At 64.1% G+C, this 20704-nt stretch carries 16 protein-coding genes; 10 read left to right on the forward strand and 6 right to left on the reverse strand.

Annotated features, from left to right (window positions below; genetic code table 11):
- The first annotated feature begins 69 nt into the window (after positions 1-69).
- Entirely contained in the window at positions 70-729 is a 660-nt protein-coding gene (locus RBJ75_RS21075) for a J domain-containing protein (RefSeq protein ID WP_044404372.1), read from the forward strand.
- 64 nt (positions 730-793) lie between these two features.
- Here RBJ75_RS21075 and RBJ75_RS21080 read toward each other — a convergent pair whose 3' ends face one another.
- On the reverse strand, positions 794-1435 hold the full coding sequence (locus RBJ75_RS21080; protein WP_044404369.1) for a DedA family protein: 642 nt from the start codon (positions 1433-1435) through the stop codon (positions 794-796).
- 287 nt (positions 1436-1722) lie between these two features.
- Between RBJ75_RS21080 and cobS the strand changes: the two genes are divergently transcribed.
- The 5 genes from cobS to RBJ75_RS21105 all read left to right on the forward strand — a co-directional run bounded on the left by cobS (position 1723) and on the right by RBJ75_RS21105 (position 6790).
- Positions 1723-2718, forward strand: coding sequence for a cobaltochelatase subunit CobS (cobS, locus tag RBJ75_RS21085; protein WP_044404366.1), 996 nt, complete (start codon positions 1723-1725; stop codon positions 2716-2718).
- 4 nt (positions 2719-2722) lie between these two features.
- A complete protein-coding gene (locus tag RBJ75_RS21090) occupies positions 2723-3133 on the forward strand; it encodes a GNAT family N-acetyltransferase (protein WP_044404405.1) in 411 nt (136 codons plus the stop codon).
- Between the two features lie 9 nt (positions 3134-3142).
- Positions 3143-3643 (forward strand): DUF29 domain-containing protein, encoded by a 501-nt coding sequence (locus RBJ75_RS21095; RefSeq protein ID WP_044404364.1) that lies wholly within the window; start codon positions 3143-3145, stop codon positions 3641-3643.
- A gap of 8 nt (positions 3644-3651) precedes the next feature.
- Positions 3652-5550: a cobaltochelatase subunit CobT gene (cobT, locus tag RBJ75_RS21100; protein WP_044404363.1), complete on the forward strand. Its 1899-nt coding sequence runs from the start codon at positions 3652-3654 to the stop codon at positions 5548-5550.
- Between the two features lie 142 nt (positions 5551-5692).
- The gene (locus tag RBJ75_RS21105) at positions 5693-6790 is read left to right on the forward strand and encodes an esterase-like activity of phytase family protein (protein ID WP_044404361.1); all 1098 of its coding nucleotides are present in this window, start codon (positions 5693-5695) and stop codon (positions 6788-6790) included.
- Between the two features lie 22 nt (positions 6791-6812).
- On the opposite strand, the gene RBJ75_RS21110 is transcribed toward RBJ75_RS21105, so the two are convergent.
- The 3 genes from RBJ75_RS21110 to RBJ75_RS21120 all read right to left on the reverse strand — a co-directional run bounded on the left by RBJ75_RS21110 (position 6813) and on the right by RBJ75_RS21120 (position 13107).
- Positions 6813-8825, reverse strand: coding sequence for a methyl-accepting chemotaxis protein (locus tag RBJ75_RS21110; RefSeq protein WP_044404358.1), 2013 nt, complete (start codon positions 8823-8825; stop codon positions 6813-6815).
- A 168-nt stretch (positions 8826-8993) separates the two neighbouring features.
- Complete coding sequence (locus RBJ75_RS21115) at positions 8994-12218, reverse strand: PAS domain S-box protein (RefSeq protein WP_080900808.1); 3225 nt, start codon at positions 12216-12218, stop codon at positions 8994-8996.
- 328 nt (positions 12219-12546) lie between these two features.
- Complete coding sequence (locus tag RBJ75_RS21120) at positions 12547-13107, reverse strand: TetR/AcrR family transcriptional regulator (protein WP_044404355.1); 561 nt, start codon at positions 13105-13107, stop codon at positions 12547-12549.
- A gap of 103 nt (positions 13108-13210) precedes the next feature.
- Here RBJ75_RS21120 and RBJ75_RS21125 point away from each other — a divergent pair, with 103 nt between their 5' ends.
- Both RBJ75_RS21125 and RBJ75_RS21130 read left to right on the forward strand, forming a co-directional pair.
- Positions 13211-13609, forward strand: a complete 399-nt coding sequence (locus RBJ75_RS21125) for a DUF4267 domain-containing protein (protein WP_044404352.1) — start codon at positions 13211-13213, stop codon at positions 13607-13609.
- Positions 13610-13887: 278 nt separating this feature from the next.
- Positions 13888-14211, forward strand: a complete 324-nt coding sequence (locus tag RBJ75_RS21130; RefSeq protein ID WP_044404349.1) for an NIPSNAP family protein — start codon at positions 13888-13890, stop codon at positions 14209-14211.
- A 153-nt stretch (positions 14212-14364) separates the two neighbouring features.
- Here the strand turns inward: RBJ75_RS21130 and RBJ75_RS21135 are convergent, their stop codons facing one another.
- On the reverse strand, positions 14365-14541 hold the full coding sequence (locus RBJ75_RS21135) for a hypothetical protein (RefSeq protein ID WP_160297893.1): 177 nt from the start codon (positions 14539-14541) through the stop codon (positions 14365-14367).
- A gap of 712 nt (positions 14542-15253) precedes the next feature.
- Positions 15254-15568 carry a 50S ribosomal protein L28 gene (rpmB, locus tag RBJ75_RS21140; RefSeq protein ID WP_044404346.1) on the reverse strand — a complete coding sequence of 105 codons (315 nt, stop codon included), beginning with the start codon at positions 15566-15568 and terminating at the stop codon, positions 15254-15256.
- A gap of 291 nt (positions 15569-15859) precedes the next feature.
- On the opposite strand from rpmB, the gene RBJ75_RS21145 reads away from it, so the two are divergent.
- Together RBJ75_RS21145 and RBJ75_RS21150 are read left to right on the forward strand one after the other, a co-directional pair.
- On the forward strand, positions 15860-16717 hold the full coding sequence (locus RBJ75_RS21145) for a DUF3108 domain-containing protein (protein ID WP_317529043.1): 858 nt from the start codon (positions 15860-15862) through the stop codon (positions 16715-16717).
- A gap of 357 nt (positions 16718-17074) precedes the next feature.
- Positions 17075-20539, forward strand: a complete 3465-nt coding sequence (locus RBJ75_RS21150; RefSeq protein ID WP_044411457.1) for a helicase-related protein — start codon at positions 17075-17077, stop codon at positions 20537-20539.
- Positions 20540-20704: the final 165 nt, after the last annotated feature.

The raw sequence follows: 20704 nt of genomic DNA on the forward strand, positions 1-20704 counted from the left end.
CCATCAACCCGGGTGCTATTCGCAATGTCAAGACTTGAAGCCCGCCGCGTAGCGTTGTCATAGTCAGCCATGGCCATCGACTCCTCCAAATTTTTCGACAGCATCCGCATCAAGCCCAACAAGCTGAGCGCGAAGCAGCAGGCGGCTGCGCGCGAGGAAGCGCAGATGTGCGAGGCGCCCGGCTGCAAGAACAAGGGCGGCCATCGCGCGCCCAAGGGCCGCGGCGCCGAGAAGGAATATTGGCACTTCTGCCTGAACCATGTACGCGAATACAATCAGGGCTATAATTTCTTCAAGGGCATGGAAGCCGACGCGGTGGCGCGTTATCAGAAGGATGCGTTGACCGGGCACCGCCCGACCTGGAAGATGGGCGCCAACGGCACCAAGACCAAAGGCAAGGCCGGCGCCGCCGAGATCGACGACGCTTCCGACCCGTTCCACATGTTCAGCGAGCTCAACGGCCGCGGCCGCTGGCGGCCCGGCCCGGGTTCGCAGGCCGAGGAGCCCAAGGTCGAGACCCGCAAGGTGTTCAACGCCGAGCGCAAGGCGCTGCAGGTGATGGGGCTCGGCTCCGACGCCACGCTGGAAGTGGTGAAGGCGAAATACAAGGCGCTGGTGAAGCAGCATCACCCCGACGCCAATGGCGGCGACCGCTCCACCGAGGATCGCCTGATCGAGATCATCAAGGCCTATAATTATCTGAAGACCGTGGTTCGCGGCGCCAGCTGACGAGTCGCTGTCGCGCCGCTTGCGCGGCGCACAGCCGCGCGCGTTCATTCAGGCGGTCTTGTATTCAGGCGTCCCTGCCGGACAGATCGGCAGATGCCTTGCGCCAGCGCCGCCAGGCCCACAGCGCCAGCAACGCCGTGGTCACCGCGCCGGCCAGCACCGGCAGCAGATGATGCAGCCCCAATTGGTGCGGCTTGGCCAATACGGTGGCGGCGATCAATCCGGGCAACACATGGGCCGGCGCCCACAGCGCGATCGCCGGCAGATTGACCGCGAAGAATCGCCCCGGCGCCATGCCCAGCGCGCCGGCGGTGACCGGCACCAAAGCCCGGACCGGCGCCACGAAGCGGGCGAAGAACACCGCCCAGGCGCCATAGCGCAGAAAGAACGCCTCGCTGCGCGCGACCAGCAAGGGATAGCGCGCCATCGGCCAGGCGCCGAGGATTCGGCGCTGGCCGCGATGCCCGGTCCAATAGGCGGCGGCGTCGCCGATCACCGCCCCCGCCACCGCCGCCGCGATGACCAGGACCACATTCAGGTGACCGCCGGGAATCAACGCGCTCAGCGCCAGGATGATGGTCGAGCCGGGAATCACCGAGCCGAGCAGCGGCACGGCTTCCAACAGGGCGGACAAAAAGACGATCAGATAAGCGAGCCCGGCATGCGCCGAGGCGAATTCGATCAGATGCTCGAGAAATGCGCTCACCGGAACCTTCTTTGCACGATCGTCACATCAGAGGGCCCGCGATGGCTGCCGGGCAAGCGGCGCCCGTGCCCGGCGTTCCCATCGGCAAACACTGTCAAACCGGGATCATCGATTCGCAATGCAGCCTTCCATAAACCTGCATTCGCACCTATCTTGATGATAAGACAACAGAACTTTGATGACGCGGCGGGCTTCTGCCGGTCGCGGCTCTCTGCTAGGCTGAAATCCGCATTCAACCGCAGCCACCACAGATCGGGGTTCGGCGCATCCGAGCCTACGGAGGATTGATGACCGCCGCCATGACAACTGCGCAGGAGACCGCCGGCTTACCCGACATGAAGGTGTCGGTTCGGCAGGTTTTCGGCATCGACAGCGACCTCGAAGTTCCGGCCTATTCGGAGGTCGATCCGCATGTGCCGGACGTCGATTCCGACTACCGGTTCGATCGCAACACCACGCTGGCCATCCTTGCGGGATTCGCCAAGAATCGCCGCGTCATGGTCACCGGCTTTCACGGCACCGGCAAATCCACCCATATCGAGCAGGTGGCGGCGCGGCTGAACTGGCCCTGCGTCCGCGTCAACCTCGACAGCCACATCAGCCGGATCGATCTGGTCGGCAAGGATTCGATCGTTGTCCGCGACGGCAAGCAGATCACCGAATTCCGCGACGGCATTCTGCCCTGGGCCTTGCAGAACAATATCGCGCTTGTGTTCGACGAATATGACGCCGGCCGTCCCGACGTGATGTTCGTGATTCAGCGCGTGCTGGAAGTCTCCGGCCGGCTGACGCTGCTCGATCAGAACAAGGTGATCAAGCCGCACCCGGCGTTCCGGCTGTTCTCGACCGCCAACACCATCGGGCTCGGCGACACGTCGGGCCTGTATCACGGCACCCAGCAGATCAACCAGGGCCAGATGGATCGCTGGTCGATCGTCACCACGCTGAACTATCTGCCGCATGACGAGGAAGTCGAGATCGTGCTGGCCAAGGCCAAGCATTATCGCAACCCGGAAGGCCGCGACATCGTCAACAAGATGGTGCGGCTCGCCGACCTGACCCGCAACGCCTTCGCCAATGGCGACCTGTCGACGGTGATGAGCCCGCGGACCGTGATCACCTGGGCGGAGAATGCCGAGATCTTCAGCGACATCGGCTTTGCGTTCCGCGTCACCTTCCTCAACAAATGCGACGAGCTGGAGCGCCCGCTGGTGGCGGAGTTCTACCAGCGCTGCTTCAATGTCGAGCTGGCGGAGAGTTCGGTCAACGTGGCGATGAGCTGATGTGATGCCGTTGATCTCCGTCGAGCGCACCGTTGGAAAAACCAAGAAGGCGGTGCTCGACGGATTGATGGGTTACAACCGCGAAAAGATGGGGAAGACGAAGCACAAGCGCTTCGCCATCTCGTTGCGCGACAAGGACGAGATCGTCGGCGGTATCGTCGGTGAGGTCTGGATGACGGTGTTGTTCATACAGTACTTCTGGATCGATGAACGGTTTCGCGGCAAGGAACACGGCACGGCCCTGATCGCGAAGATCGAGGATGAAGCCCGGCAGTTCGGCGCGGAGCGCGCCTATGTCGACACCATGAGCAGTCAGGCGCCGGGGTTCTATCGCAACCGCGGCTATCAGGAGTTCGGTGCGATCGACGGCTACCCGGGCGGCGTGACCCGCCACTGGTTCACCAAGGCGTTGTGAGGATTGGCGATGACGACCAGTTCGAAAATTCGCTCAGAGTCGACCGCGCAACCGGCCGCATCGGCGCGCTATGCCGATGATCGCTATGGCTGGGTCGAGCAGCAGGTTGCGTTGTTGCGGCAGGGTCGGGTGACCGAGATCGATGCCGACAACATCGCCGAGGAGTTGTCCGACGTGGGCGGCGAGCAATATGACAAGCTGGAAAGCGCGATTCGCGTCGTGCTGCTGCATTTGCTGAAGTGGGACCAGCAGCCCACGCACCGGTCAAAGAGTTGGGTTTTTTCGATCCGCACGCAGCGGCGTCAGATCGCTCGCGTTCTCAAGAAGAATCCTAGCCTTAAGCCGCATATCGCAGAAGCGATCGGTGAAGCCTACCTCGATGCCCGCGATGACGCCCAAGAGGAAACCGGGCTTCCGGCGAAGGCTTTTGGGTCGACCTGTCCCTATGATTGGGATGCGATCCTGTCGCGCGCCGTTGAGTTTGAAGACATCCGCTCACCGGAAGAGTAATTGTCCACATGACCACGCCCACGAACAAATACCGCCCCGGTTCGAAGGAAAGCCCGACCGAGCCGTTCAAACGCGCGGTGACGTCCTGCCTGCGCGCGATCGCCAAATCGCCGGAGCTTGAAGTCACCTTCGCCGCCGAGCGGCCCGGGCTGTCGCCGGGCAAGGCCAGGCTGCCGGAACCGGCGCGCAAGATGAGCAAGCGCGACGCCGCCATTGTGCGCGGCCACGCCGATTCCATCGCGCTGAAGCTCGCCTGCCACGACCCGAAAGTGCATCGCAAATTGATGCCGGGCAATCCGCAGGCGCGCGGGGTGTTCGAGGCCGTCGAGCAGGCGAGGGTCGAGGCGCTGGGCGCGCGGCGGATGGCCGGCGTGGCCAAGAATCTCACCGCGATGCTCGACGATCATTTTCATCGCGGCAAGTTCGACGAGATCACCGACCGCGCCGACGCGCCGCTGCCGGATGCGCTGGCGATGCTGGTGCGCGAACGGCTGACCGGCCTTGCGCCCCCCGCCGCCGCGAAGAAGATGGTCGACCTGTGGCGGCCGGTGCTGGAGGACAAGATCGGCGCGCGGCTCGACCTGCTCGAGAGCTTCGCGGAGAACCAGGCCAAGTTCGGCGACGCCGTGCATGAGCTGCTGCAGGCGCTGGACATCGGCGACGAGCGCAACACCGAAGCCGACGAGGACGAGAATCAGGAGGACAATCAGGAAGGCGAGAACGATCAGTCCGGCGCCGAAGGCACGCCGGAGAGCGACGCCGCGCAGGAGATGAGCGCCGAGCAGGCCGAGGCCTCCAGCGATGAGATGAGCGACAGCGCGATGGAAAGCGCGCAGGCCTCCACCTCCGACACCTTCGAGGACGGCGAACTCGGCGAGGACGAAACCCCGGGCGAAGCGACGCGGCCGAATTCGCGCGGCCATAACGAACCGCGCGGCCCGGAATATCACGCCTTCGCGCCGAAATTCGACGAGGTCGTCGCCGCCGAGGATCTGTGCGATCACGACGAGCTGGAGCGGTTGCGCAGCTATCTCGACAAGCAGCTGGCGCATCTGCAAGGCGTCGTGGCGCGGCTCGCCAACCGGCTGCAGCGCCGGTTGATGGCGCAGCAGAATCGCGCCTGGGATTTCGATCTGGAAGAAGGCGTGCTCGATCCGGCGCGGTTGTCGCGCGTCGTCACCGATCCGTTCCATCCGCTGTCGTTCATGAGCGAGAAGGAAGCCACCTTCCGCGATACAGTGGTGACGCTGCTGCTCGACAATTCCGGCTCGATGCGCGGCAGGCCGATCACGGTGGCGGCGACCTGCGCCGACATCCTGGCGCGCACGCTGGAGCGCTGCGGCGTCAAGGTCGAGATTCTCGGCTTCACCACGCGGGCCTGGAAGGGCGGGCAATCGCGCGAGGCGTGGCTCGCCGCCGGCAAGCCGGCCAATCCGGGCCGGCTCAACGATCTGCGCCACATCATCTACAAATCGGCGGACGCGCCCTGGCGTCGGGCGCGGAAAAATCTCGGGCTGATGATGCGCGAGGGATTGCTCAAGGAGAATATCGACGGCGAGGCGCTGGACTGGGCGCATAAGCGGCTGCTCGGCCGAAGCGAGCAGCGCAAGATCCTGATGATGATCTCCGATGGCGCGCCGGTCGATGATTCCACGCTGTCGGTCAATCCCGGCAATTATCTGGAGCGGCATCTGCGCCATATCATCGAGGAGATCGAGACCCGCTCGCCGGTCGAACTGATCGCGATCGGCATCGGCCATGACGTCACGCGCTATTATCGCCGCGCCGTCACCATCGTCGATGCCGAGGAATTGGGCGGCGCCATCACGGAGAAATTGGCCGAATTGTTCTCCGAGACCGCGGTCCCGCCACCTTCCCCAGGCCGTCCGCGCCGGCTGCATTCGTGACCGCGCGCGAGGCGCGATGAGACACCTGCATGTTCGCCCGGCTGAGCCGCTGGAGGACAGCGCTAGCGACGCAGACGGCGCGCACCCTCCCCCCTTGCGGGGGAAGGTCGGGGTGGGGGGTGCCACGAGTGAGACGCCAACTTTGTGGACCCCCACCCCCGACCCCTCCCCGCAAGGGGGAGGGGGGACACGGCGGCGCTTCATTGCGGGAAGCTTGGCGCTTAGCGCGTTGGCGGCCTTGCCGACGCTGGATGCGCGCCCTGCGCTGGCGCAGTCGGCCAAGGCCGAGCTCGACGCCTTCTCGGTCCATGATCCCCAGCGCATCGAGGTCCGCGCCCGGCCGATCGCCTCGTTCGATCTGCGCGATCCGTCGCATCTGCGGTTCGGCGCGCTGCAATTTCGCAGCGGGCTGGTGCTGACCTCCGGGTTTCGCGGTTTTGGCGGGCTATCGGCGCTGCGGCTCGATGCCAAGGGCGAGCGTTTCATCACGATCAGCGACAAGGCCAACTGGTTCACCGGGCGCATCGTCTATGCGGGCGATCAGATGACCGGGCTGACCGAGGTCGAAGCCGCGCCGATGCTGGGCCCCGACGGCGCGACGCTCACCAGTCGCCGCTGGTACGACACGGAGTCGATGGCCTTCGCCGAAGGTATCGCCTATGTCGGCATCGAACGGGTCAACCGGATCGTGCGGTTCGATTTCGCCCGCGACGGCGTTCGCGCGCGCGGCGAGCCGATCGCGGTGCCGCCGGGCGTGCGCAAGCTGCCGAACAACAAGGGGCTGGAATCGCTGGTATTCGTGCCGAAGGGCCGCAAACTGGCCGGCACCTTGATCGCGATCTCGGAACGCGGCCTCGATGCCGACGGCAATATCATCGGCTTTCTGATCGGAGGCCCCTCGCCGGGGTCCTTCGCGGTGCGCCGCACCGACAATTACGACATCAGCGATGCGACGCTACTGCCGGCGGGGGATCTGTTGCTGCTGGAGCGCAAATTCTCGCTGCTGACCGGGGTCGGAATCCGGATCCGGCGGATCGCGCTGGACACGCTGGCGCCCGGCGCGGTGATCGACGGCCGCACCATCTTCGATGCCGATCTCGGCCACGAGATCGACAATATGGAAGGGCTGAGCACCCATGTCGATGGTAACGGCGACACGGTGCTGACGATGGTGTCGGACGACAATTTCTCGATGATCCAGCGCACCCTGCTGTTGCAATTCACGCTGATCGAGGAGTAGTCGCGCGGTCGCGCCGGCCGGCTTAGGCGGCGCGCACCGTGTCGAGGAATCTGCCGACCTCGGACCTCAACCGATTGCTTTCGATCGAGAGCGATTTGGCAGAGGACAGCACCTGCGCCGATGCCGAGCCGGTTTCGGTGGCGCCGCGCTGCACGTCGGTGATGTTCGCCGACACTTGCTCCGTCCCCTGCGCCGCCTGCTGAACGTTGCGGGAAATCTCCTGGGTCGCAGCGCCCTGTTGTTCCACCGCCGCCGCGATGGTCGAGGCGATCTCCGACATCCGTCCGATAGTGTCGCCGATCTCCTTGATGGCGCTGACCGAAAGCTGGGTCGCCGCCTGAATGCCGCTGATCTGCTGGCTGATTTCCCCGGTCGCCTTGGCGGTCTGCTCAGCCAGCGTCTTCACTTCGGCGGCGACGACGGCGAAGCCGCGGCCGGCGTCGCCGGCCCGCGCCGCCTCGATAGTGGCATTCAGCGCCAGCAGGTTGGTCTGTCCGGCGATGGTGTTGATCAGTTCGACGACGTCGCCGATCCGGGTGGCGGCCTGGGCCAGTTCGGCGACGCGATCATTGGTGGCCTGAGCCTGATTGACGGCCTCGCTGGCGATCCGGGCCGAGTCCTGAACCTGCCGGCTGATTTCATTGACCGACGACGCCATCTCCTCGGTCGCTGACGCCACCGATTGCACGTTGGTCGAGGCTTCCTCGGAGGATGCCGCCACCACCGTTGCCAGCTCCTGCGATCGCGTCGCTGTCGAGGTCAGCGACGTCGCCGACGCCTCCAGCTCGGTCGAGGCGGATGAAACGATATGCACGATCTCGCCGACCGCGCCCTCGAACGCATCGGCCAGCTTGATCATTTCGGCCTTGCGCTGCTGGGCCGCGACGGCCTCTTGGCGCGAGGCAGCCGCGGCTTCCTCGCGCGCTTTTTCTTCGGCCTTGATCTTGAAGGTTTCCACCGCGTCGGCGATCTCGCCGATTTCGTCCCTGCGGCCGAGCCCCGGCAGCACGACATCGAAATTGCCGTGGGCCAGTTCGATCATCGCCGCGGTCATTGCCGCCAGCGGCCGCGACACCGAACGGCCAACCAGATATCCGGCGCCAAGCACGATCATGGCAATCACCGCGAGCGCGATGTTGATTTGGGTTTCGGTCTGATCGCGCAGCACGTCACCTTGTTGCTCGGCTGCGAGCCGCGCGGCGGTTACCGAGCCGACCATCGATTCGATCAGCGGTTCGATCGGCGCAAAGGAGGCCGACATCGCGGCAAGCTCGGTGCCAAGTGCCTTAGCGGTCTCGGCCCAGGCCAGGAAGTCGCGCTGATAGTCAGCGAGCTTGGTCGCCAGGGCGGTCTTGGCGTCGGCCGGAAGGCTGGCGCTGTCGATCAGAGCCGAGAATTTCTTGGCCTGCGCGGTCAGTTGGTCGACATATTTTCCGTCGCGCCGCATCATAAAATCTTTCTCATGACGCCGCATCATCAGCATCGAGATTTTCATCTGCGGCTCGTCGAACCGATCGGCCATCTTTTCGATGTCGTGGACCGAGGTCCGCAGCTTGATTTCCAGTCCCGATTTTTCATCGAGCCCCAGACGCGTCTTCTGCGCCAACACGGCTTCGAAGTGACCCTCATAGGCCTTCAACGCATCGCCGATGCGGCCGACATCCGCGGCCAACGCCTGATTGGTTCCGACCTGCTTGCGCAGCGCGTCGACGCTCGCCACCGCGGATTTGACGATCGTCTGCTGCAGTTCGGCTTTCGCGACGTCGTTGCGCGCCAGGAAGTCCTTCTCGGCGCGGCGGGCCTCGAGCAGTTCGACGTTGAGCTTGCCAGTCAATTCGGCCGTCAGTCGCGCGGCGTCGGTCGCCTTCTGGATCGGCGCCAGCGACGACTCGCCATACAGATGGATGCCGCCGACCAGCAGCACGCCGATCAGCCCGATGATCCCGATCGCCGCGATCTTATGGCTGAGGCGGACGGTCCAGCCGCTGCCGGCGGTGCTCGCGGAGCGGCCGGCATGGGATGGGCTGTTCGGCATGACGACTTCCTCCGGTGATCGTGGAACGTGCGCAGATATGACCATGCGCGATCCAGGCGGGGTCGATGCCTCGACAGCTCCAGATCGCCATCATGGGATTCGTCGATTCTTCAAGCCGGATCGGAAGCGATCGCTTGAAGGATCAGATTCAGATTATGGACGAATGCTTTAGACTTGGTTGCCCATTGCCCTCGGCAGACTACCAGGGGCGCTGATGCGATCGTCGTTCAGGCCGGCGCCCGCCTTGCGTTGCGGTTCTGGCGTCGCGGCCGACAACGCCTGTCGGACCATGCGGGCGAGCGCGGCACGCCGATAGGGCTTGCTGAGCAGGATCACATCCTCATCCAGGCGGTTGTTGTGGATCAGGGCATTCTCGGAATATCCCGAGGTGTAGAGCACCTTCAGTCCCGGATGCCGCTTCGCCATCTCGGCGGCGAGCTGCACGCCGTTCATCTTTCCCGGCATCACGATATCGGTGAACAGCAAATCGAACGCAACCTGCTTGTCGCTGATCGCAAGCGCGGCGGCGGCGTTGGCCACTGACAGCGTGGTGTAGCCCAGACTCTTGAGCTGCGAGGTGACGTAGTTGCGCACCAGCGCGTCGTCCTCGACAACCAGAATGGTTTCGTGGCCTCCGACCGGCGCAGCCTCGGGCGCCGCCGGCGCGATCTTCTGAGTTTCGGCCTTGGCGCGCGGCAGGTAGATCCGGAACGTGGTGCCCAGACCCTCCTCGCTGTAGAGCGTGATGTGGCCGCCCGACTGCTTGATGAAGCCGTAGACCATGCTGAGGCCGAGCCCGGTCCCCTTGCCGACTTCCTTGGTGGTGAAGAACGGATCGAACACCTTGTCGCGGATCGCCTCGGGAATGCCGGAGCCCGAATCGGTGATCGCGATCATCACATAGCCACCCTCGTCGATCCCGCCCATCCGCCGGGCGAGTTCCTGATCGAGCACGACGTTGCAGGTCTCCAGCGACAGCTTGCCGCCATTGGGCATCGCGTCGCGGGCATTGACCGCCAGATTGACCAGCGCGGAATCGAGTTGGCCCCGGTCGACGAAGATCGGCCATAGCCCCGGCTGCAGCACGGATTCGATTTCGATCTGTTCGCCCAGTGCCGAGCGCAACAGGCTTTCCAGCCCGCTCAACAAGACGTTGGCGTCGGTTTCGTCGGGCTGCAGCGGCTGCTTGCGCGCGAACGCCAGCAGCAGCCGGGTCAATTCCGCGCCGCGGTCGGCCGCCTCGCTGATCAGTTTGGCGATCGCCAACAATTGCGGCTGCTCGGCCACCGCATCGCCGAGAATATCGATGGTGCCGGTGATGACGGTGAGCATGTTGTTGAAGTCGTGGGCGATGCCGCCGGTCAATTGTCCGATCGACTCCATCTTCTGCGATTGGCGTAGCTGTTCGTCGGAGACGATCTTGTCGGTGAGGTCGCGCAGGAAGGCGTTGGTGACGAAGCCGTCGTCGCGGCGCAACGCGGTCATCGCCACTTCGATCGGGATCGCCGAGCCGTCGCGCCGGACCGCTTCGATCTCGACCCGGTGACCCGGACTGCCATGCTCGATCGAGTCGAGAAAACGCGAATATTCGGCGGCGCCCTCGTTCAGCTGCTCGGGGGAAAAGATCAAGGCGCCGATGCTTCTGCCGATCACCTCGCTGCGGAGCCAGCCGAACATCGCTTCGGCCTGCGGACTCCATTCGGTGATGGCCCCGGCCGAGTCGATCTGGACAAAGGCATCGAGCGCGGTATCGATGATCGCCCGCGCCATCCGCTCGCTGTGGCGCAGCGCTTCCTCGCTTTTCTTGGTCTGGGTGACGTCGTGATAGACCATCACCGCGCCTAGCAGCTTGCCGGATTCACTGCGCAGCGGCCGGCCATTGGCGATCAGATAGGAGCGCCGATCCGATCCGATCGGCTGCACGATGAATTCCAAGTTTTCGATGATCTCGCCACCGAAGGCGCGCAGCAGCGGCGAATCGTCCGGCCCGAACGGGGTGCCGTCGGGGAAGAAGCGGTCGAAGGCCCGCGTCGTGTTGCGAGGGCCGACTCCCGAAAGGCTCCCGAACAGGTTGCGTGCCGCCGGATTGGTGATGATCACCATTCCCTCCGCGTCCACCACCAGCACTGGATCCGGCATATTGTTGATGGTGTTGTTCAGCACGTCGCCCAGCCGCGAGCTTTGCTCGGTTTCCTTGGTTAGTTCGGCGGCCTTCAGCCGCGATTCCGCAGCCATCCGGTTGAAGGCCTCGGCCAGAACGTTGATTTCGTGACCGCCGCCCGCCGTGACCGTGACCGGTTCGCCGCGGGAGAACCCCTCGACCGCCTGGGTGATCCGGACCAGCGGCCGGGTCAGCGAGCGTGCCAACGGCACTGCCATCAGGACAGCGACCAACAGCGCGGCGGCGCCGCCGAGCAGCGTCGCCTTCTGTACCGCGGTCCGCACCAGGAAAAAGGAGGAGTAGGGCCTGGTCTCGACCACCGCCACCCTGGGGCCGCCGGCGAGCCTTGCCCATTCCCATCCGACGCCGAAGCGTTGCCCGGCGCGGTCCAGCATCAGCCGCGGTTCGGTGCTGCCCGCCTGCAGCAGTGCCGCGAATTCCGGAAAATCGTCCTGGATACGAAAGCGAGCGCCGCGATCGAAACCGAATTCGCGCGACGGGTCGGGATGCAGCAGATAGTCGCCCTGCTCGTTGACCAGATAGATCTGGTTGCCGGGCTGCCCGCCGGCGCGCAGCCGCGCCAGGATGGCGCGCAGATCGACATTGAGCACCAGCACGGCATAAGTCGTGCCGTCGGGTTGGTGCAGCGGGGCGACCACGCGCAGTGTGGGGGTGTCCGGTTTCTCCAGCCCCGTCAGGGTCCGGTTGAGTTCGATGTTGGAGACGTAGATTTCGTTGGCCGGCGTCGCGATGCCCTGTTTGACATAGGAGCGGTCGCCGCGGCGCGATAATTGATCCTGAGGCACGATTCGAATCGTACCGTTCGGACCGTGGCGGTCGACCCGAATGATTTCGAGGCCGCCATCCGCCACACCGATCACCCGGAGGATTGCATAATCCGGTTTGGCGGTGAGCTCGGCGACGAAATCATGGGCGATCTGCTCGCGCCAATAGGCTTCGGTCGGGTTCGGCGTCTCGCCGCCAGCGTTACGCCCCGCCATCATCAGTCTGCGCAGATCATCGGAACTGGCGCTGGCCTTGACGTCGGCATAGGCGCTGCTCAGCGACGCATCCATCACCACGGCGCTGAGCCGCGCCTGGGTCTGCAGCCGCTCGAGCGCTCTTGGCATCAGCAAGGAGACGACGCTCTGATAGTTCAGAACACCAAGCGCCGCGGTGGTGACCAGCGCCAGCGCGATCATTGCCAATGCCAGCCGGGAGGAGAGCGTCATCGCGCAAGCCCGACGATAGGTGCTGGCGTCTGCCACCGTGACGATGGCCGCGCGCAACAAGCCCCGGCACTGGATTGCACTTGGGCATCGGCGGCGTCACGCGTGTTGATGGTCGAAGCCCGCATCTTGCGTTTTGCCATTGCTGCCGAACGCCGGCCGGGTGAGGAAATCAGACTACGATCGATATGATCGTGCTTCTCCCCGAAAAACTACGTGATTCGGCAAATAATTTGGCCTTCGTAAAAATACGGGCAGGTCTCGCGCCGCGGGCTCGGCTGCTACTGGTCCGGCTGAGGGGCCGTCCGAATCGATCATCGTTCCCAAGGAGTTAGTAATTACCGCTGAATTTTCGGACCAGAATGTCTAATCGGTCCTGAGTACCGTCAGCTGGGATGCGTCCGGACTGCATCAGGACGACCATTCCATGCAAGGCGCTCCACAGCACTTCGGCGGTGAATACCGGGGCTCCCTGATCCGGCCCGAGTGCGGTGACCAGCGCGTCGAAAGCCGCCCGGAGTGCCGTCGGCGTTTCTTCGCTGGCAAACAACAGTTCCGTCGGCGAGACGAACATCGCCTCGTACACAACCGGCTGCGAGGCGGCAAAATGAAGATAGGCGGTACAGAGGGCGTGCAAAGCATTGGCGCCGCCAGCCGCATTTTTCATGTCGGTCGCCAGCTCCTCGAACCCCCTCATAGCGACCGCCGCCATGATCTCGGCCTTGCCTTTGAAATGGCTGTAGAGGACGGGCTGGCTGTACTCGATTAACGCTGCGAGGCGACGCGTCGTGACCGCCTCCCAGCCTTCCGCTGCAGCCAGCTCAAGCGCGGTATTCAGGATCAGCTCATAGCGTTCGGCGCGCTGACGCTCTTTTCGTTCCACGATCGACATTGCATGACACTACCGGCGCCGTATTTCCTGTCAACGCTAGATTTCCAATTGACAGCATTAACTAGCGCCGCTAGATATATTGCAGATGAAAGGATAAAGCGTCATGACCCATTCCACTTTACTGATCCAAATCGGATATGTGCTGTCCGGCCTGATCGCGGCCGCGATCATCTTCCTCGGTTCCCGTTTCTGGCTGGCGCCAGCTGGCGCATCGGCTGAGTTCGGCATCGCTGCATCTCCGCCGCTGTCGCGTGGCTTCAACGCGTGGCTCTCCGTGAAGGGGACCCGCGATATCGCGTCCGGGATTTTCGTCATTCTGCTCATGGTGAACGGAATGCCGCACCTCCTCGGCGAATTCATGCTCGCCGCAAGCCTCATTGCCTTCGGTGACATGGTCACCGTCCTTCGGTCGGGCGGAAGCAGGGCGCTCGCCTTCGGCATGCATGGGCTTACCGGACTGGTCATCGTCGCGACCGGCGCATGCCTGATGATCGGCGCCTAAAATCCGATCTCACAACTCAACTTTGGAAAGCACGAAACATGACGGCCGCAACGCACGCTGATCTGGTGAAGCTCGGCCGGCTCTTCGCCGCTGGACGTGTTCACTCAAATCGGCGCCGCCTCGCCAACCGTCAGAATTCGATGCGCTCCAGCATTCCAAGATCCGGCCAGCGACACCGGCCGGAATGCTGGGAGGTTCACCTGGCCGTCGATCGCGGTACCGGAATTGAGCGTCATCGCGACCGGGGCCTATCCGCTCATTCCTAACAGGAGACCACCATGCGAACCTATGAAATGCGAGTCTACTCGCTGCGTACCAACGAGGCGCGCGATTTTTATGCCTCAACCGTCTATCCGCGCCACCTCGATAATTTTGGCCGGTTCGGCGTCGAAGCGCACGGCTTATGGACCCAGAAGGATGATCTGGCGCATAGGATCTTCGTCTTGGTTTCCTATGAAGAGGGCGCCGATCCTCATGAAGTCGCGCAGCGATACATTCAGAGCCCAGAGGCTGCGAACGATGCGAAGGGCTTTGATGTCGCCGACATCCTCAACGTTGAATCAACGATCCTCGTGCCGTCGCCGAACTCTCCGCTCAAATAGTGCTGTGCGGCACGGCCGTGCGGTCTTCAAGGTCGGGCGTCGGACAAGACCGTCGCGCCGGCTATGCTCGAAGGGCTCGCGCCGGCACGCGACCCCATCGCTGATCGCCACAACGACGCCCGCGCGCTTGTCGGCTGCGGCAATCGGCAAAGCTTAGCCCAGCGCTTCCGCGCGCTCGCCATGCTCGACCCCTGCATGCTCTTGCACGTCGAGGCATTTGATCAGCTGGGTCAGGACAGTGCGGTCTTCATCGGGAAGCGCGCCGCACAGCAACTGCCGGAATAATTTCAAGTTCGCATCGAGATTGTTTTCGAGATCATAATCGTTCATCGCACACCATCCCCGAATTGGAATAGGGAGAGAGCTGTCTCACTCTCGATCATCGCTGTCATTGGCGATGCGATTATCACGCAATATTACGAGGGCAACAATCGATTTGTCGGTTCGGTTACGGACTCTGAGAGCCCTTCGCACCTCCGTATGATTACTTAAGCGCGGCGCTCGCGGTACTGAAGTAAGGTCGGCGTGCCTTGTTGCCGCTTTGCAGCAAATAGCAACGTCTGCATGGTGGTCGACGCGACCGCTGATCGTGGCGTTCATCGATGAGCTGATGCGGGATCGAATAAGCGTCGTCACGCGTGCGGTGCGAGCGCCAATGCTGCGTTGCGCCATCGACGCCGCACTAATCATATGCCGCAATGCGGCGGTTTGCCGTGTGGGTCGAAAGTGCGCGCGGCAATGAAATCAATCCGCGGAATGCCGTGTAGTTGCGGCTGTGTCGCCGCCAGCATGCGGGCTGCTCGCAGAGCGCGGGTAGAACGGCCGCGTCAGCCGTGACGCAGGCGCGCGCATCAATGCTTGCGGCCGCGCGGCGTCGGGACTCCGTGCATGGATCGGATCGGTCGCAGCGCCATCGCGACGCCGAGATCGAGTGCGCCAGCGAGCTTCCCTGAAAAAGAGAGCTTCCCTGAAAACAAAACCGGCCGGATCTTGCGATCCAGCCGGGTTCAAATTCGATCGATCAGTCGGTGGTGCCGAAGCCTCAGCTGGCGGCGGCGACCGGAGCCGCGGGTTCGGCGGCTTTCTTCTTGGCGATCGCGCGCTTGATGTCGACGGCCTTCTGCGACAGCTCGGCGTCCTTGGCCTTCAGCAGGAAGGCGTCGAGCCCGCCGCGATGGTCGACGCTCTTCAGCGCATTGGTCGAGACCCGAAGCCGCACCGGGCGGCCCAGCGCGTCCGACAAGAAGGTCACATTGACCAGATTGGGCAGGAACCGCCGCCTGGTCTTGATATTCGAGTGGCTGACCTTATTGCCCGTTTGGACACCCTTGGCGGTCAGTTCGCAGCGCCGGGACATGGCGAAAATCCTCTGTCATCCCCGTCGGCCCACTAGCAGGCGCGGGGGTTGTAAAATCACGTCCATTTCAGGAACCGGGGACCTATAAGCGGGACGGCGTCCAGCGTCAAGTTATCAGCCGCGCAACAGTGGCCTGCCCGCCGGGTCAAGCTGCTGCAGGGGGCCGGGTGCATGGCGGTTTCCCTCGCGGCCTCAACCATATAGCATCATATAAAGGACGCATTCGTTGCAAAATGATGGTCCGAGATCGAGGCGCGCATGACGTGCCCCAGACAGGACCTCCCGTCAGTGATCAATCTCCCCAGCCTGTCGTTTGCCCAGCGGACCCTTCCCGCCTTGGCGCTTGTTGTCGGGCTGGCGGCGCCGTTCGGCGAAGCCGCGGCGCAGGGCAAGCTCGACGCGCGCTACGAGGCGTCGCTGGCCGGAATCGTCATCGGCAAGGGCGCCTGGATGATCGAGATCGACGCCGATCAATATTCGGCCTCCGCCAACGGCGGCACGTCGGGGCTTCTGCAGGCCTTTGCCGGCGGCAAGGGCAGCGGTGAATCGCAGGGCCGGATCGTCAATGGCCAATTGGTGCCGATGAGCTATGCGGCGTCCACCACGTCAAAAAGGAAAACGGAATCGATTCGGATGACCTTGGTGGGCGGCAATGTGAAGGATTACGCCATCACCCCGACCCCGCCGGTCGACGCCGATCGCATTCCGGTCACCGAGGCGCACCGTCGCGGCGTGTTTGATCCGATGACCGGCTCATTCCTGCGGGTGCCCGGCACCGCCGACCCGATCAGCGCCGATGCCTGCCGTGCCTCGACGCCGATCTTCGACGGCCGGATGCGTTACGATCTCAAATTCGAATTCAAGCGGATCGAAACCGTCAAGGCGGAAAAGGGCTATCACGGCCCTGCCGTGGTGTGCGCGCTGTATTTCGCGCCGATTTCCGGATACATCGCCGACCGTACGGCGATCAAATATCTGATCCGCCAGCGCGATATGGAAGTCTGGCTGGTGCCGATCGCCGGCACCCGCGTGCTGGTCCCGTTCAAGATCAAGATCCCGACGCCGCTGGGCAATGCCGTGCTCGAGGCGACCCAGTTCAACACCCAGGCAAGCCCCGCCGTACCGAAAGCGACTGCCAAAACCCAATAGGCGCATCGCGCGACGGAAACCGAATCGGGTCGGCGGCGCCGCGCTCCGTCGCAGCCTCACCGCCACGCCATCGCAACATCCCGGGAGCGGAATGATGTTGACTCCGGGGGCAATCACCGAACGCATGGTCATTAAGACCGCTGTTCAAATCCAGACGACCGCCAGCCCAGGGCTCTCCGAGTCTGGTGGCATTCTCGAACGCCGGGGCGAGATGTGGTGGGGAACAAAGTCCGGAACGGTCGAGTCACCGATTCGGGCGCGTTTCGTTCCGGACTCGTTCCAAAGCTTAAAATGCGACGTCGGATGCGTCGCATTGTGAAACACTTATGACCGCAAGCGACGCAGAAAATCAATAAAATGGCCTTTTCCTCTCCCCCGCCGTGGTTTGCGAGCGATCGCGCTCCTGGCGCCGGCGTGACCGCGGTTCTCGGACCGACCAACACCGGCAAGACACATCTGGCGATCGAGCGGATGGTGGCGCATTCCTCGGGCATCATCGGATTGCCGCTGCGGCTGCTGGCGCGCGAGGTCTACAACAAGATCGTCGCCCGGGTCGGCGAAAGCGCGGTGGCGTTGGTCACCGGCGAGGAGAAGATCAAGCCGCCGAAGGCGCGCTATTGGGTCTCCACCGTGGAGGCGATGCCGCGCGATCTCGACGTCTCGTTCCTCGCTGTCGATGAAATCCAGATCGCCGCCGATCTGGAGCGCGGCCATGTCTTCACCGATCGGCTGCTGCATCGGCGCGGCCGCGACGAGACGCTGCTGTTGGGCGCCGCGACGATGCGGCCGATCATCGAGCGGCTGCTACCCGGCGCCAGCATCGTGACGCGGCCGCGGCTGAGCCAGCTGGAATTCGCCGGCGACCGCAAGATCACCAGGCAGCCGCGCCGCACCGCGATCGTGGCCTTCTCGGCCGACGAGGTCTACGCCATCGCCGAATTGATCAAGCGCCAGCATGGCGGCGCCGCCGTGGTGCTGGGCTCGCTCAGCCCGCGCACCCGCAACGCCCAAGTGGCGATGTTTCAGTCCGGCGACGTCGATTATCTGGTGGCCACCGACGCCGTCGGCATGGGCCTCAATCTCGACGTTGACCACGTCGCTTTCGCGTCCGACCGCAAATATGATGGCTATCAGTTCCGCCGCCTGACCCCGTCGGAATTTGGCCAGATCGCCGGCCGTGCCGGCCGCGCCACCCGCGACGGCACCTTCGGCACCACCGGGCGCTGCGCGCCGTTCGAGCCCGAACTGGTCAACGCGCTGCAAAATCACACCTTTGACAGCGTGAAGGTGCTGCAATGGCGCAATGCCAAGCTGGATTTTTCCTCGCTCGCCGCATTGCAGGTGTCGCTTGCCGAGAGCCCGACGCACAACGCGTTGACCCGTGCGCCGATCGCCGAGGACCTGCGGGTGCTCGAACACGCCGCGCGCGATGCCGAAATCCGCGATATCGCTCATGGCCCCGCCGCGGTGGAGCGGCTCTGGGACGCCTGTCAGATTCCGGACTACCGCAAGGTCGCGCCGGCCGCACACGCCGAACTGGTGACGACGCTGTACGGATTTCTAATGCAAAAGGGCAAAATTCCGGATAGCTGGTTCGCGGCCCAGATTGAACAGGCCGATCGAACCGATGGTGGAATCGACACGCTGTCGGCCCGGATCGCGCAGATCCGGACTTGGACTTTCGTCGCCAATCGTCCCGATTGGCTCGCGGATCCCGAACATTGGCAGGGAATTTCGCGAGAAGTCGAAAATAAATTGTCCGATGCGTTGCACGAAAGGCTCACGGAGCGTTTCGTTGATCGTCGGACCAGTGTATTGATGCGCCGCCTGCGGGAAAATACGATGTTGAATACTGAAATTGGTAAAACTGGCGAAGTGATCGTGGAGGGCCATGTAATTGGCCGCCTCGACGGATTCACATTCGCGCCCGACGCCGCCGAGGCTGGTTCGGATGCGAAAGCCTTGCAGGCGACCGCCCAAAAGGCTCTGGCCGGCGAAATTGACGCCCGCGCCGAGAAATTGGCGGCCGCGCCGGACGACCAATTCGTGCTCGCCTCCGACGGCACCGTGCGCTGGACCGGCGATGCGGTGGCCAAGCTGGTAGGGGCCGATGATGTTTTGCACCCGCGATTGCGGATCGTCGCCGACGATCGCCTGACCGGCGCGCCGCGCGAAGCGGTGCAGGCCCGGCTCGACCTGTGGCTGAAAGCCCATATCGAAAAGCTGCTGGGGCCGTTGTTCGATCTGACCAAGGCCGAGGATGTCACCGGCATCGCCCGCGGCATCGCATTCCAGCTGATCGAGGCGCTCGGCGTCATCGAGCGGCAGAAGATCGCCGCCGAGATGAAGGATCTCGACCAGCCCTCGCGCGCCACCTTGCGCAAATATGGCGTCCGCTTCGGCGCCTATCACATCTATATGCCGGGACTGCTGAAGCCCGCCGCGCGCGCTTTGGCGACGCTGCTGTGGGCGCAGAAGCAGGACAATGTCGATATGTCGGCGCTGTCCGGCGCGCAGCATCTGGCCGGCAGCGGCCGGACCTCGTTCCCGGTCGACAAATTGCTGGACCGCGACGCCTATCGCACGCTGGGCTACCGGCAATGCGGCGAACGCGCCGTCCGTGTCGATATTCTGGAGCGGCTCGCCGACCTGATTCGTCCGGCGCTGGCGTGGCGCGAAGGCTCGCACGGCGAAAAGCCGGCCAGCGCCTTCGATGGCCGCGGCTTCGTCGTGACCCAGGCGATGACCTCGCTGACCGGATCGGCTGGCGAGGATTTCGCCTCGATCCTGCGTGCGCTCGGCTATCGGATGGAGAAGAAGCCGCCGCTGCCGCCGGCACCGCCGAAGGCCGCCACCGAACCCGCGACCGTCACGCCGCAGACCGCTGCGATGACTGAATTGTCCGCGGAGGATCTGGCGATCATGGCTGGCGCGATTGCGCTGGAGCCGGAGATCGCGGTGGAGACCGGCGACATCGCCGATATCACCAATGAGGCGCCGGAGGCCGCCGCGGCCGAGCCGGAAGCTGCTGCGGTTGAACTGGCCGCCACCGAACCGGTCGAAGCCCAGCCCGACCCGGCGACGATGCCGGCCGTCGAATTGGCGGTGGCCGAGGCGCTTGCGGAACAGCCCGCGGCCGAAACGGCGCAGCAGCCGGTTGCCGCCGAGATTGCCGCCGAAGCGTCGCAGCAACCCGGTGCCGCCGATGCCGCAGCCGCTCCGGAGGCAGCAAGTTCTGAGGTCGCGAGTTCTGAGGTCGCGAGTTCTGAGGCTACCAATGCTGCGGCGGAGGTCAGCGCGGATCCGGCCCCGGACGCGGTGGTTGCCGAGCCGGAATTGATTGAGGTCTGGCGCCCGGGCGGCCGCTCCGACGAGCATCGTCCGCGCCACGATCGCAACCGCTACCGCAATCAGGATCGCTCCCAGCAGGCCGGAGCGCCAGCTGAAGGCGAAGCCGCCGATGGCGCCAAGCGCAGCCGGCCTGGGCGTGGTCGGCGTGATCGCAAGCCGGATTTCCGCCGGCCCGATGCCAACGCATCCGGCGCCGCGGCCCCGGCCGAGGGCGCTCCGGCTCAGGACACCGCAAATGGCAGGCCGCCGCGGCCGCCGCGCGAGCGGTTCCAGGGCAAGGGTAGGGACCGCGACAAATTCCAGGGAGCGAAGGGCGGCCGCGAAGGCGGCAATGACCGCAGCTCGCATCGCCAGGTCGCCAGCAGCGCGCCGCCGCGCGAACGCGATCGCCCGATCGATCCGAATTCGCCCTTCGCCAAGCTGGCGGCCTTGAAGGAACAGCTCACCGCCAACCGCAAGGATCAGCATTAGAGCGTTTTCGAGCGAAGTGGGTCCCGGTTCGCGTGAAGAAAACGCGTCAAAACAAGAACCTGGAGCGCCGGTTCTGTTCTATCAGGACCGGAATTGCTCCAGCCCCTTTGGGGCGATGACATCGATCCGCTCGCGCGGATCGCGGCTGAGAGGGCCGCGCTAGCT

The sequence above is a fragment of the Rhodopseudomonas sp. BAL398 genome (assembly GCF_033001325.1).
Taxonomy (GTDB): Bacteria; Pseudomonadota; Alphaproteobacteria; order Rhizobiales; family Xanthobacteraceae; genus JARJEH01.